The sequence below is a fragment of the Rhodococcus sp. IEGM 1408 genome, from assembly GCF_033142235.1.
Lineage (GTDB): Bacteria > Actinomycetota > Actinomycetes > Mycobacteriales > Mycobacteriaceae > Dietzia.
The window spans coordinates 19,361-31,599 of sequence record NZ_JAWLRW010000007.1 but is presented as its reverse complement, the minus strand read 5'-3'; the positions used below and the strand labels follow the sequence as shown (position 1 = coordinate 31,599).

The following is a 12,239-nucleotide window of genomic DNA, read 5'->3' as shown; positions in this document are numbered from 1 at the left end:
GCTACCTGTTCTTGGCGACCTTCACTCCGCCGAAGGACAGTCCGAGGAAACGCAGGTAGCTCGATTCCGAGTGGACGAACAGCTCGTTCGCCAACGCGAGGGCTCGCTTTGCGGAATCGACCGCAAGCAGAGCTTCTTCTCGCGTGACATCAAAAAGATCGTTGTAGTCCGCGTCGTGCCGGGCCACTTGCAAGTCGACGAAGATCTGCGAAATGTCCGCGAGCCTCGGATCGACCGGGCTTAATGCTGCTTGTAACGCACGGTTTCCGATGCCGTTCGAAGCATCGGCTAGCTGCGCAAGTTCGGTGTGAGAAATCCACCGCGCAACTGCGGAGTGCTGCGGGGACCACCCATCCCCGATCAGTCTTGTTGCCGCGTGCTGTCCGAGTTTGTGAAACACCGCGTAGTAAGCAGTACTGACTGCTCGACGAAGTTCGATCGTCCGGGGCCGACCACGTCCGGCTCCGCGAGCGAGTCTCGAAGCGAGTTCGACTAGCTCACCGGGCTGTATCGGTCGCGCCGCCATCAGATGCTCTTGTCGGTCTGATCCGGGGCCCCGTCCTCAATGTCCGAGTTCGGAGATTGCCCCTCGGTCAGTACTCGGTACGCAACCCTCAGGATCCGATCCTCGCCGAGCACGTCAAATGCGACTCGCCTAGCTGCGCGACCGAAAGAGACGAACGCATCGAGCCGTTGTTCGTCCGGCACCTCCTTCGCCTCCAACTCGATCGTCACCCGGGTCGCCTCGCCTTGAGGGTCATCGTCTTGTTCGACGGTGACCTCGATGACGGTGAATACGGCCGACTCTAATTGCGAAATGCCCGCCTTGATCGAGTCGACTTGGGTCTCCGTGACTGCTGCCATACCGACAGTCTCGCAGGATCGAACCCGGGCGTCATTGTTCCCACCGCACGCGCCGTCAGTTCCCCGTCTCCTCCGCGTAGCGAGGTGCCAGCGCCTCCATCTGCTGCATGACCCGCTGGATAGCCTCGGGCTGCTTGTCCGGCGGGTACTTGTACTTGCGCAGGGTCCGCTTGACCGAGGCGCGGAGCTTGGCTTTAACGTCCTCGCGGACGGTCCAGTTGGTTTACCGCACAATGAGTTCGTTGGTGCTTTCCGAGAACTACCGGCTGCGCACCTCGTTGCCGCGGGTGACCCTGGCGACCTCTTGTAGCAACGTCGCCCTGAGGGCTTCGATCGCCAGGTGGGCCTTGGACGGCGGGTAAGTCCCATGGCGTGGTGGGGTTTCGGGGCCGGGGTTTTGGCTGACGAGGGCGTGGCGGTCCGCTGAAGAGGGCGGGCCATCGCGTAGTGGTCAATGAGTTACCGCCAAGTAGCTCACAGCAAAGGACACACCACGCGATGACCCAGTCCCATTCTGGCGTACACGCCCAGCTCGATGCACTGCTGGCCGCTGATCCGCAGGCGATGTTCGCCGAGCTGGTGCGGGCCGGCCTGCAGGCGTTGATCGAGGCCGAAGCCGCTGCGAAGATCGGCGCTGACCGCTACGAGCGCACCGAGGGCCGCACGACCCACCGCAACGGCCACCGCACCAAGACGGTCTCGACCCCGGTCGGTGACATCGAGGCACAGATCCCGAAACTGCGGGCAGGGTCGTTCTTCCCGGCGTTGCTCGAGCGTCGCCGGCGGATCGATCGGGCCCTGTACGCGGTGATCATGCAGGCCTACGTGCACGGGGTGTCCACGCGCGGGGTCGACGACCTCGTCCGGGCACTCGGGGTGGACACTGGCATCTCCAAGTCGGAGGTCTCCCGCATTTGCGCCGACTTGGACGCCGAAGTTGAGGCGTTTCGCACCCGGACGTTGTCCCACACACAGTTCCCGTACGTGTTCGCCGACGCCACGTTTTGCAAGGTCCGGATCGGCGCCCATGTGGTCTCGCACGCCATGGTCGTGGCGACCGGGGTCTCGGTGGACGGCACCCGCGAGGTGCTCGGTACGGCCGTCGGGGACAGTGAGTCGTACGAGTTCTGGACCGACTTCCTGCGCTCCCTCAAAGCCCGCGGCCTGACCGGGGTGCACCTGGTGATCTCAGATGCTCACGCTGGCCTGAAAGCGGCCGTGGCGCAGCAGTTTGTGGGTGCTGCGCGGCAGCGGTGCCGGGTGCATTTCATGCGCAACCTGCACAGTGCCGTCTCGGCCAAGAATGCTCCGGTGGTGACCGCGGCGGTCAAGACGATCTTCGCCCACACCGAACCGGCCGCCGTGGCCGAGCAGTGGGATCAGGTCGCCGACACTTTCGCTGACTCGTTTCCGAAGGTCAACACGATGATGCGCGAGGCGAAGACCGACGTTCTGGCATTCACCGCGTTTCCCCGAGGGCACTGGCAGAAGGTCTGGTCCAACAACCCGATCGAGCGGCTGAACAAGGAGATCAAACGCCGGACGGACGTCGTGGAGATTTCCCCAACCCGGCGGCGTTCCTGCGGTTGGCGACCTCGGTGGTGATCGACCAACACGACGAATGGCAGGTCTCCCGCCGCTATCTCTCGGAGACCTCCATGGCCGAACTCCGACGTGTCATAGCCGCCAAACAACGAGCCCTCGACACCGGTAGCGATTACGATCAGTCAGGACTCGTTGATCACTGCGCCTGACCAGACGTCGATCCGAATCCCACCACCCCACGGGGCACTATCTGGACGGCTTCTGCGCCTCCTAGAGCCACTGCGGGGTGAGCGTGTCGAACCGTGGGAGCGGCAGGCCGTGCCCGCCGCCAGTGCCCAGGCCCGGGCGAGCTTCGAGGAGAAGTTCCGGAGCGATCAGCCAGCGGGCGGGCACCCGGGTCGTCGTCCCGGTTCCCCGGGGTGCCCGGCGACCGGAGCCGGGTGACCACGGTGAGGAGCGCGTCCCGCCACCCGGTCTTGGCATTGGCGTGCCACTGGGCCTTCCAGTCGTCGCCGATCAGTTCCCGGACTCGTCCGAGGTCCGGCCGTCGAGCCGGTCCCCGCCCGTCGGGGCCTCGCGGGTGAACTCCTGAAGCGCCTGGGCCAGGTTGTCCGTCAGGGGCGCGTAACCCACGAGCAGCCCGTCCTGCTTCCCGCAGAATGTGCGGTTCACGCGGGCGAGGGTCTGCATGAGCAGGGCCCCCTTGAGCGGGCGGTCGATGTGTGCAGGGCCGGGGCGTTGAAACCAGTGAGCATCGTGTCCTTGACGATGATCAGCTCGAGCTCGTCGCCCGGGTCCTTGACCCGCTGCTTCACCGCGGCGATCGCGCTCGGACGCCGCAGCTGGCGGGTGACGTGCTCCTCGTCTCCGGGATCGGCGGTGTAGACCACCTTGCCCTTGACCTTGCCCTTGTCGTCGGCGTCAGATTGCCAGTCGGGACGCAGGCGGACGATCTCCAGGTAGAGGTATGCCGCAATGGACCGGGCCGCGCAGACGCTCATCACCCCGATCGCGATCCACTTCCGCAACTCCTCGGTCACCACCACCGGAAGCGTCAGCCTCGGCAGCGTCGACGTCATGGGAATCCTCGGGAGCGCGGGCAGCTAACCTTCCGATCCGCTGAATGCCCTTCTGAACCGGGGTACGGACTCCGCAAGAGCCGTACCGCACCTGTTCGGGAGGGTGTTTGGTATTCAGAAACTAGACCCGGCTGCGGTCAGCCCCGGCGGCAGGGCGCGCTCTCCCTCTACTGTGGCGTGAGCCTGATGCTCACATCAAGCTCACGCTGCACTCGACTTGAACCACGGGAGATCACATGGACGTCGCCGCCGTCACCGCGACCGCACCGGACGCACCTCTGGAGAAGACCACGATCCGGCGGCGGGAAACCGGACCGGCCGACGTGCTCATCGAGACCGAGTTCGCCGGAATCTGCCATTCCGACATCCACCACGTGCGCGGCGAATGGGGTCAGACCACCTACCCCGTGGCGCCCGGGCACGAGATCGTCGGCATCGTCCGCGAAGTCGGTTCCGACGTCACCCGGCACGCGGTCGGCGATCGGGTGGGAGTCGGGTGCCTGGTCGGCGCCTGCCACGCCTGCTCCTCGTGCGAGGCCGGCCAGGAACAGGAATGTGAGCGTGGGTCCGTCGCGACCTACGGCTCACCGCTGCCCGAGGGACACCCAGAGGGGCAGGTCACCCAGGGCGGCTACTCCACCCACATCGTGGTTGAGGAGCAGATGGTCGTGTCCGTGCCCGACGGGCTCGACCCGGCAGCGGCGGCGCCGCTGTTGTGCGCTGGGATCACCATGTTCTCGCCGCTGCGCCAGTGGAACGTCGGCCCGGGCACGAGTGTCGCGGTGATCGGCATGGGCGGCCTCGGACACGTGGGTGTGCAACTCGCGGTAGCGATGGGCGCCGTGGTCACGGTCCTGTCCCAGACCACTTCCAAGCGGGACGATTCGCTCCGGTTCGGCGCCGTCGAGCACTACGCCACGGCCGGCGACGAGGGCAAGCAGAACCTCCGTGAACTCCGCGGCACCTTCGACGTCATCCTCAACACCGTGTCGGCGAGCCTGCCGATGGACCGGTATCTCGCTCTGCTCAAGCCGCGGGGGGCGCTGGTCAACATCGGAATCCCGACCGAGCCGATGTCGGTGCGGGCCGGGTCCGTCGCCGCCGGACGCAAGATCCTGACCGGGTCCATGATCGGCGGCATCCCCGAGACCCAGGAGATGCTCGACTTCTGTGCGCAGCACGGGGTCGCGGCGGAGATCGAGCTGATCTCGGCGGACAAGATCAACGAGGCCTTCGACCGCGTCGTGAGCTCGGACGTCCGGTACCGGTTCGTGATCGACGCCAAAACGTTCTAGCTCACCGTTCCCGCTCACCCTGGCACCACCCGAGCGAGCAGGCCCGCGAAGTCCTCATCCGACGCTTCGAGGAATCGGTGCGCCTCGGCCGCGAAGTCGGCCAGGCCGGTCATGCGGCCCGAACACCGGGCCGCATGGACGGCCGCGGCTCCGCATGCCCGGTCGAGCGCCGACGTGATTGCCGACCCACCCGGAAGCGCGGTCTCCAAACCTGCGACGACGTTCGGGAACGCGATCTCCGCGGCCCGTTCTCCCGCGCCACCGAACACCGAGACCGCAGAGGCGATCCTCCCGGCATCCGCCCTGATCGTCCCGTCGGCCATCAGCGCACCTCATTCATCGCACACCTCGTCGTCGTCGCTCACTTCACCGTCATCAGGCCGTCATAAGTAGGACGGCTCGACCGCGCCGAACGGTTCCCACGGCTGACCAAACCGGACCGTTCGGCGCGGTCGTGTCGTACCTGCGGTGTCTACTCAGGGCGTGGGAGAGGAGCTCAGGCTCCGGCCCCACGACCCGGCGGCGTCGCCCGGCGCCGGGCCCCTCCCTCTGAGGAGTGCACCATGTCCCTTACCTGGACCCCCGCCATCGACCGCGCGCTCGCGGTCGCCGCCCGTTGCCACGCCGGCCAGACCCGCAAGGACGATCCGACGCCCTACATCGCTCACCCCGTGGCGGTGGCGATGATCGTCTCGGACTTCACCGACGATCAGGACGTGGCGGTGGCCGCCCTCCTGCACGACGTCCTCGAGGACGTGCCGCCGTCGGTCTACTCGGCCGACGACATGACGGCGGAGTTCGGCGAGCGGGTCACCGAGCTCGTCCGCGGCGTCTCCGAGGAGAAGACCGCGGGAGAGGAGACCCCGCCGTGGCGAGTCCGCAAGGAGGGCTACCTCGCGACGCTCGCCGAGGACTCGGAGCAGTGCCTGCTCATCTCGGCGGCGGACAAGATCCACAACCTGCGTTCGATGGTCACCGCGCACGAGCACCTCGGCGAGGACATGTGGGGGATCTTCAACGCCGGGCCCCAGGAGAAACTGTGGTTCTACAACGCGATCGCGGAGACGGTCGCCGAACGCCTGGGTGACTGCGCTGCCACGCGCCAGCTCCGTCAGGCGGTGGACGACGTCGCGGCGCTCGTCCCGGCGGCTTGATCGCGTGCGTGACCGACCGTCCGGGCCGGGGAGTGCCTCGCTGCGCCTGACCGAGGACCCGTGGGACCGGTTCGGCAAGGCACTCGCCCTGCACCTCCGCCGACCGCGGTCCTCCGGTGCGATGGAATTCACGGCGCCGTCGGAATCCGCTAGCAGTCAGGCCCGGTGCACCGTCCAGCTGGCCGCGGACTCCTCCCACGCCTGGGTGACCTACCGCGCGGCGGGACACCCGCTTCTCGAGGAGATGGTGGCCCAGACCGTGCCCACCGACCCCGGCCGGATCGCGGAGGCGGTGGTGTCGACATGTCGGGACCGACTGGTTGTGCCGCACCCACACCTCCTGACGGTCCGGTGCCAGGGTGGCGTCGGTCAACGCATGGACGGGCTGGGGCTGGTCCGCACCGGGAGGCTCCCTACCGGTGTGGACCCCGCGGACGGGGCCGACTCGGTCGACGTGGCGGTCGAGGTGGAGGGGCACGAGGAGGCCCGCGAGCGGTTCGAGGCGCTGGCCGAGGCGGTCACCGGCCGCCCCGTCATCGTCGACGACAACGGGGACCTGGTCTTTGATCACGTCGGCCACCCGGTGCACGTGACGTTCACCGAGAACGACCCCAGTGCCCAGATCTGGGCGTGGGTCGCGCGCGGGGTCCGCTCGCGGTCCGACACGGCCCTGAGGCTGGCCGAGCTCAACCTCGACGAACAATGGACGTCGTGGATCCTGGACGGCCGCCACGTCATGCAGCGCTCCGTGGTGTCCGTCGGCCCGTTCCTCCCCAGGTACGTGCAGTTCAATCTCGAGCACTTCCTGTTGACCTTCGCAACGACACGGAGTGGCATCGCTGCCCGCCTCGGCCCCCGCTGAACTGGGCCGAGATCGCAGGCTCCGTGCAGGACAAGTTCAACAAGGAGCAGCCACCGGCGGCTCGCTCTGCAGACGGCCGACCTCGCCCGACAGCCCTCAGGTCACCGGGAACTCGGCTTTGATCCGCAACAGGGTCTTGGCCTGGGTCCGGCCCTCCAGGCCCAGTACCAGTCCGGAGGATTTGAGGCGTCGGGCGAGGTCGGAGTCCGCAGCGAACTCGGACTCGCTCTCGATGGTGATCTCCACGCGACGCCCCCCGTTGAGCAGGACCGACTGCTTGGCGGCGTCGAGGCCGGGGATGTTGGTCCACCGGATCGGCCCGGGATCGCGGGGTGCTGAACCCGTTCCCGAGAACGAGTAATCGAAATCCGTGCTCTGGGTGCGGGTCACCTTGCCCCATCCGGCCATCGGCCCCACGCCCACCCGCGCGGCGACGGCGTTGCGTCGGGCGCTGTAGGTCGCGCACTCGATCTCGCACGCCCCGAGGGTGTTCATCACCCGCAGCGCCTCCTCGAACCGCTGCCGCAGGCTCCATGCGTCGTACTGGCCAAACGGGACGAGCAGCGGGCGACCCTCGATGGGCGCCTGCACGTAGACCACTCGCGGTACGACCTCGCCCTCGATCACGTCGTACCCGGAGCGGACCTGCATCGGACGCTGGATCACGTCGGTGAGCAGGCCGCGTCGGTCCGTGACAGGCGCGGTCTCGTAGAAGGACACGAGCTGACTCACTGGCGCTCACCTCACTGTTCGGGGCACCTGCAGGTGCGGAATCTCCCACCGTGCGGGCCGCATCCCAGCGTATCCGGCGCCGGGTCCGGGCTCGCTCAGCCGACCCAGAACTCGACCATCGGTTGGTTTGAGATCAGCGCACCGCCCTCGAAGATCGCCATCCCCGAGGAGTCGATCGAATAGACGACGTTGTTGTTGCTCACCGTCGCCGAATTGCCCGAGACCACCGGATCGTCCACCTCGACGCCCGCGCCGCCGGCGGATCCCCGGTAGTAGTAGCGGCCGTTATCAGGGTTAACGCAGATGGAGAACGCGGACCGGGTGGTCCGGCCCATCATCGCGGAGGGGTCACTGGCGTTGCACCTGGCCTGGCGATCGGAGACCCAGCCGGAGGAATCGGCTCCGGCGGGGTATCCCGCGGTCCGCAGCGACGACCTCGAACCGGGCGCCGGACGTGTGACCGTCACGGTCTCGCGCTCCGGCGGGGTGGTGTAGGCGGTTTCGGTCACCGGAGGCTGCTCGGTAACTGATGGCGCGGTCACGGACGACACGGTCGACGACGACGAGGTGTCCGCCAGCGTCTGCTCGGACGTGTCCCCGGAGATGCCGCCCGGTCGGAGGACGAGGTAGGCGACCGCGCCGAGGAGTACCAGCACCAGCGCCGCCAGGAGGGCGATGAGGGCGATCAGCGCGCCTGAGACGCCGCGCTGCGGTTCCGGCGGGTAGCCGTGGCTCTGCCATTGCTGCTGCGGGCCAGTGGTGCCGTCATCCCAGCCGTACGACATCCCGACGCTCCCACACTCCCGCGGTCCCGGATGCGACCGATCTGATCGGAAGATAGCAGGCGTGGACGACACCGCCTGACCAATGCGGGCCGCCCGGTCCTCGGGCACCGGGAGTGACCTTCACCCGATCGGCCACTCCCCGAGTGCGGTGAGGTCGTCGGCCGCCGCGGTGACGGCGGTGGGCTCGCAGCCGAAACCGATCACCTCGGTGCCGTCGGCGAGCGTCACCCGGCCGAGCTGCATCGGCCTGGGGAGCTCCTGGAGGAAGCTCCCGAGCGCCGCCGGGGAGAGTGTCCACCTCTCACCGAGCAGAGAGGCGCCGTCCGGATGACGCAGGACCCCGGGTTTGGGGGGCTGCGTGTCCAGTCGATACATCCGGTAGTCCGCGCTGGAGCGCACCGGGCCACGCCAGACCGCGCCTCGCGTGGTGAGTTGATGCTCGAGCGGGCCCCCGCGCCGGTGAGCGCCGAAGACCACCAGGTCGACCGCGGCCGCCCCTGCTCGGAGCGGCCACGGGACGAGTGGTTCGTCAGCGGGGTCGCATTCCCCGGGCTCGCGTCCCCCGGCGAGGTCCGCCGCAAGGTCGGCCGCAAGGTCGGCCGCCAGGTCTGCCGCAATGGCAGCCACCGGACCGTCGTGGAACGTGCGCCCCACCACGGTCACCCCGAACGCCGCCGTCCCGCGGTCCCCTTCGTCGACCTCGCCCGTCGGCACCGCCACGGCGCACATATCAAACAGGTTGCAGAAGTTCGTGTAGGTACCCATACGGCTGTTGAGCGCGATCGGGTCGGCGTCCACCTCGGCGATCGTCGGGTGGAACGGCGCGGTGGGCACGAGCAACGCGGCCGCACCCAGCCGGTCGAGCTCGGCGAGCGCCTCGCGCCGCAGCGCCTCGACCCGCCGGCGGTCGCGCAGCAGTTCCACCGCCGCGATGTCGCGAGCAGGCGCGATGATGCCGCGGACTATCGGATCGATGCCCGCGTCCGGATCCCGCTCGGCGTCGAGGAACGCGCCGACCGCCTCGTAGCGCTCGGCGACCAGCGCGCCGTCGTAGAGCAACCGGGCCGCGGCGAGGAACGGTGCGAGGTCGATCTCCACCACCCGGTACCCGAGGAGGCGGGCCCGGTCGACGGCGGCGGCAAAGGCCTCGGCCCAGCCCGGCGCCATCGCCACCAGTTCCCGGGGGACGGCGAGCGTGGCGGCCGGCGCCGCCGCCAGTGGCGTGTCCGTCGGCCAGCTGCGGGTGCCCGCACCGCCGGCCATCACCGCCGTCGCCCTCGCCGCCGTGTGGACGTCGCGGGCGAACATCGTGACGCAGTCATAGCTGGCGCACGCCGGGACCACCCCGTCGGTGGAGACCACACCGAGCGTGGGCTTGATCCCCACGATCCCGTTGAGCGCAGCGGGAATGCGGCCCGAACCGGCGGTGTCGGTGCCGATGGCAAGGTCGCAGATCCCCAGCGCCACCGCCACGGCCGAACCCGAACTGGACCCGCCCGAGATGTGACCGGGGCGGTGCGCGGCCCGCACTGCGCCGTAGGGGCTGCGCGTGCCCACCAGGCCGGTGGCGAACTGGTCGAGGTTGGTCGCCCCCAACACCACCGCGCCGGCCGCGCGCAGCCGCGCGACGGCCACCGCGTCCCGCTCGGGGAGGTACGCGAACCCCGGGCAGGCGGCGGTCGTGGGCAACCCCGCCACGTCCACGTTGTTCTTGACGGCCAGCAGCTTCCCGGCGAGAGGACCCCCGGCGGCGAGGGAGGCCGCCATGTCGGCGATCAGCTCCTCCCGGCCGCGGACCTTCAGGAACACCTCGGGTCGGTCCGCGTCGAGCAGTCGGGCCAACACGTCGTCGACCAGCGCCTCAGCGGCGTCGCGCACACCGGGACCCGCCACCGCGGCCCTCACGCGCTCAGCTCCCCACTGGCGGCCCAGCGCGCGAACTCCTCGGCGCGGGCGTGCTCCATGCGGCGTCTGGCGGAGGCGATGGATCCGGCCTCGCGCTCGCAGAAGGCGTTGTGCTCGGCCAGCGAGAACGTGTCGTCGGTGATGTCCACGAGCCCCCGGCCGGCGGCGGTGTCGGCGCGGAGGTCGGCCAACTCCTCGGAGGAGACGGGGTACCAGGAGATCCGGTCGAAGTGCCGCAGCAGCCACGGGTGCTCCGCGTCGAAGCCCGGCGCCGGCTCGGGGTGCCGGTGGTTCCACACCTGCGTGGTGCGTCCCACGAACTGGTAGCCGCCCGGTCCCTCCATCCCGTAGATGCACAGGTAGGCGCCGCCGATCCCGACGGAGTTCTCCGCGGTCCATGTCCGGGCGGGGTTGTATTTGGTGGTCACCAGGCGGTGACGCGGGTCCAGGGGCGTGGCCACCGGCGCGCCGAGGTAGACGTCCCCGAGCCCCAGCACCATGTACTCGGCGTCGAAGACGGTGCGGTACACGTCGTCGGCGGTCTCCAATCCGTTCATCCGGCGGATGAACTCGATGTTCCACGGGCACCACGGGGCGTCGTCGCGCACGCCGTACATGTACCGCTCGATGGCCTCCTTGGTGGCGGGGTCGTCCCAGCTCAGCGGGAGCCGGACCCGTCTGCTCGGCACCACCAGGGACTCGGCGGCGGGCATGGCGGTCTCGGCCTCACGCAGGGCGGCCAGGGTGGCGGCCACCGTGCTGCGGCCGGGGGTGATCTTGACCTGCAGCGACCGGATCCCGGGCGTGAGGTCCTGCTGGCCGGGAACGGGGTTCGACCGCAGGTGCAGGTAGAGGGCGTGGGCGCGGGCGCGCAGTTCGAGGTCGAGTTCCATGCGCCCGTACTCGACCAGGACGTTGTCGTCCCCGCCCCGGCGGTAGGTCACCTCGGTGACGCCGTCGGCGGTGTGACCACGGCCCAGGACGCCGTCGTCGCGGTCACCGCCGTCGCCGAGGACGTACGGGCGACCGGCACCGCGCACCCCGCCGATGCTCGCGCGATCGGGGCCGGTGTCCACCCGCACACGGACGAACCGCACGGTGTCCCCGGGGGCGAGCTGCCCGAGCTTCCACCGGTCGCTGCTGACGACCGTGACCGGGCAGACGAACCCGCCCAGGCTCGGCCCGTCCGGGCCCAGCAGGATCGGGGTGTCACCGGTGAAGTCCAGGGCACCCACCGAGTAGGCGTTGTCGTGCAGGTTGGACGGGTGCAGGCCGGCCTCCCCGCCGTCGGGCCGGGCCCACTTCGGGCGGGGCCCCTCGAGGCGCACGCCGGTGCGGTCCGAGTTGAAGTGCACCGTGTAGTCGGCCGCGTACAGCTCGTCCATCCCCGCGCGGGTGAGGAACTCCGGGGCACCGTGCGGGCCCTCGGCCACGGCGAGGTGCCAGTGGTGACCTATGGCCGGAACCTCCTCGGCGAGGATCCGGCGCGGCACACCCGGTCCGGGCTCACCGACGGCGAGCGTGTCCCCCGGTGCCAGGACACGCCCCTCGTGCCCCCCGAACCGCCCCAGGGTGAAGGTCGACGACGACCCGAGGTACTGCTCGACCTCGATCCCGCCCCCGACCGCCACGTACACGCGCATGCCCGGGCCCGCGATCACCGGGACCTCGAGCACGGATCCGGCCTCGAGCTGCACCGGCTTCCACTGCGCCACCGGGCGACCGTCCACGGTGGGCCGCACGGGCGCACCGCCCACGCACACCGTCACGGGGCCGTCCGGCCGGACCTTCAACCCGCCGCGCGTGCACTCCAGGCCGGCGGCGCCCTCCGGGTTCCCCACGGCGATGTTGGCCAACCGCAGCGAACAGTCGTCCATCGCCCCCGAGGGCGGGACCCCCACGCCCCAGTACCCGATGCGACCGGGCCAGTCCTGGACGGTGGTGATGAGTCCCGGGGCGAGGACTTCGAGACGGGTCATGGCGGCTTCTCCTGTGGTGACGGGTACGCAGGTGACGGG

General features: G+C 69.3%; 10 protein-coding genes and 3 pseudogenes. 4 read left to right on the top strand and 9 right to left on the bottom strand.

The window, feature by feature from the left end:
• Nucleotide 1: 1 nt before the first annotated feature.
• The 3 genes and pseudogenes from R4P08_RS12060 to R4P08_RS12050 form a co-directional block, all read right to left on the bottom strand.
• A complete protein-coding gene (locus R4P08_RS12060; protein WP_317814116.1) occupies nucleotides 2-400 on the bottom strand; it encodes a hypothetical protein in 399 nt (132 codons plus the stop codon).
• A 125-nt stretch (nucleotides 401-525) separates the two neighbouring features.
• The gene (locus R4P08_RS12055) at nucleotides 526-864 is read right to left on the bottom strand and encodes a hypothetical protein (protein WP_317814114.1); all 339 of its coding nucleotides are present in this window, start codon (nucleotides 862-864) and stop codon (nucleotides 526-528) included.
• Between the two features lie 55 nt (nucleotides 865-919).
• A pseudogene (locus R4P08_RS12050) lies at nucleotides 920-1,087 on the bottom strand (type I restriction enzyme endonuclease domain-containing protein); the annotation flags it as partial.
• A gap of 275 nt (nucleotides 1,088-1,362) precedes the next feature.
• Between R4P08_RS12050 and R4P08_RS12045 the strand changes: the two are divergent.
• Nucleotides 1,363-2,618: pseudogene (locus R4P08_RS12045) on the top strand (IS256 family transposase).
• A 117-nt stretch (nucleotides 2,619-2,735) separates the two neighbouring features.
• On the opposite strand, the pseudogene R4P08_RS12040 reads toward R4P08_RS12045, so the two are convergent.
• Nucleotides 2,736-3,410: pseudogene (locus R4P08_RS12040) on the bottom strand (UvrB domain 3-containing protein); the annotation flags it as partial.
• A 314-nt stretch (nucleotides 3,411-3,724) separates the two neighbouring features.
• Between R4P08_RS12040 and R4P08_RS12035 the strand changes: the two are divergent.
• Nucleotides 3,725-4,783 (top strand): NAD(P)-dependent alcohol dehydrogenase, encoded by a 1,059-nt coding sequence (locus R4P08_RS12035; RefSeq protein ID WP_317814113.1) that lies wholly within the window; start codon nucleotides 3,725-3,727, stop codon nucleotides 4,781-4,783.
• A 14-nt stretch (nucleotides 4,784-4,797) separates the two neighbouring features.
• On the opposite strand, the gene R4P08_RS12030 is transcribed toward R4P08_RS12035, so the two are convergent.
• Nucleotides 4,798-5,106 (bottom strand): hypothetical protein, encoded by a 309-nt coding sequence (locus tag R4P08_RS12030; RefSeq protein ID WP_317814112.1) that lies wholly within the window; start codon nucleotides 5,104-5,106, stop codon nucleotides 4,798-4,800.
• Between the two features lie 240 nt (nucleotides 5,107-5,346).
• On the opposite strand from R4P08_RS12030, the gene R4P08_RS12025 reads away from it, so the two are divergent.
• Both R4P08_RS12025 and R4P08_RS12020 read left to right on the top strand, forming a co-directional pair.
• Nucleotides 5,347-5,937 (top strand): HD domain-containing protein, encoded by a 591-nt coding sequence (locus tag R4P08_RS12025; protein ID WP_317814111.1) that lies wholly within the window; start codon nucleotides 5,347-5,349, stop codon nucleotides 5,935-5,937.
• A 4-nt stretch (nucleotides 5,938-5,941) separates the two neighbouring features.
• Nucleotides 5,942-6,799, top strand: a complete 858-nt coding sequence (locus R4P08_RS12020; RefSeq protein WP_317814110.1) for a T3SS (YopN, CesT) and YbjN peptide-binding chaperone 1 — start codon at nucleotides 5,942-5,944, stop codon at nucleotides 6,797-6,799.
• A 96-nt stretch (nucleotides 6,800-6,895) separates the two neighbouring features.
• Here the strand turns inward: R4P08_RS12020 and R4P08_RS12015 are convergent, their stop codons facing one another.
• The 4 genes from R4P08_RS12015 to R4P08_RS12000 all read right to left on the bottom strand — a co-directional run bounded on the left by R4P08_RS12015 (nucleotide 6,896) and on the right by R4P08_RS12000 (nucleotide 12,200).
• Nucleotides 6,896-7,531 (bottom strand): hypothetical protein, encoded by a 636-nt coding sequence (locus tag R4P08_RS12015; RefSeq protein ID WP_317814109.1) that lies wholly within the window; start codon nucleotides 7,529-7,531, stop codon nucleotides 6,896-6,898.
• Between the two features lie 95 nt (nucleotides 7,532-7,626).
• Nucleotides 7,627-8,316, bottom strand: a complete 690-nt coding sequence (locus R4P08_RS12010) for a hypothetical protein (protein WP_317814108.1) — start codon at nucleotides 8,314-8,316, stop codon at nucleotides 7,627-7,629.
• A gap of 120 nt (nucleotides 8,317-8,436) precedes the next feature.
• Complete coding sequence (gene atzF / locus R4P08_RS12005; protein WP_317814107.1) at nucleotides 8,437-10,221, bottom strand: allophanate hydrolase; 1,785 nt, start codon at nucleotides 10,219-10,221, stop codon at nucleotides 8,437-8,439.
• On the bottom strand, nucleotides 10,218-12,200 hold the full coding sequence (locus R4P08_RS12000) for a 5-oxoprolinase/urea amidolyase family protein (RefSeq protein ID WP_317814106.1): 1,983 nt from the start codon (nucleotides 12,198-12,200) through the stop codon (nucleotides 10,218-10,220). Before R4P08_RS12000 ends, atzF begins: the two co-directional genes overlap by 4 nt.
• Nucleotides 12,201-12,239: the final 39 nt, after the last annotated feature.

What these genes read in the sequence shown, in the direction of transcription:
- R4P08_RS12055 (WP_317814114.1), bottom strand. Translation starts at nt 864, where the DNA reads ATGGCAGCAGTCACGGAGACCCAAGTCGACTCGATCAAGGCGGGCATT.
- R4P08_RS12035 (WP_317814113.1), top strand. Translation starts at nt 3,725, where the DNA reads ATGGACGTCGCCGCCGTCACCGCGACCGCACCGGACGCACCTCTGGAG.
- R4P08_RS12030 (WP_317814112.1), bottom strand. Translation starts at nt 5,106, where the DNA reads ATGGCCGACGGGACGATCAGGGCGGATGCCGGGAGGATCGCCTCTGCG.
- R4P08_RS12025 (WP_317814111.1), top strand. Translation starts at nt 5,347, where the DNA reads ATGTCCCTTACCTGGACCCCCGCCATCGACCGCGCGCTCGCGGTCGCC.
- R4P08_RS12010 (WP_317814108.1), bottom strand. Translation starts at nt 8,316, where the DNA reads ATGTCGTACGGCTGGGATGACGGCACCACTGGCCCGCAGCAGCAATGG.
- R4P08_RS12000 (WP_317814106.1), bottom strand. Translation starts at nt 12,200, where the DNA reads ATGACCCGTCTCGAAGTCCTCGCCCCGGGACTCATCACCACCGTCCAG.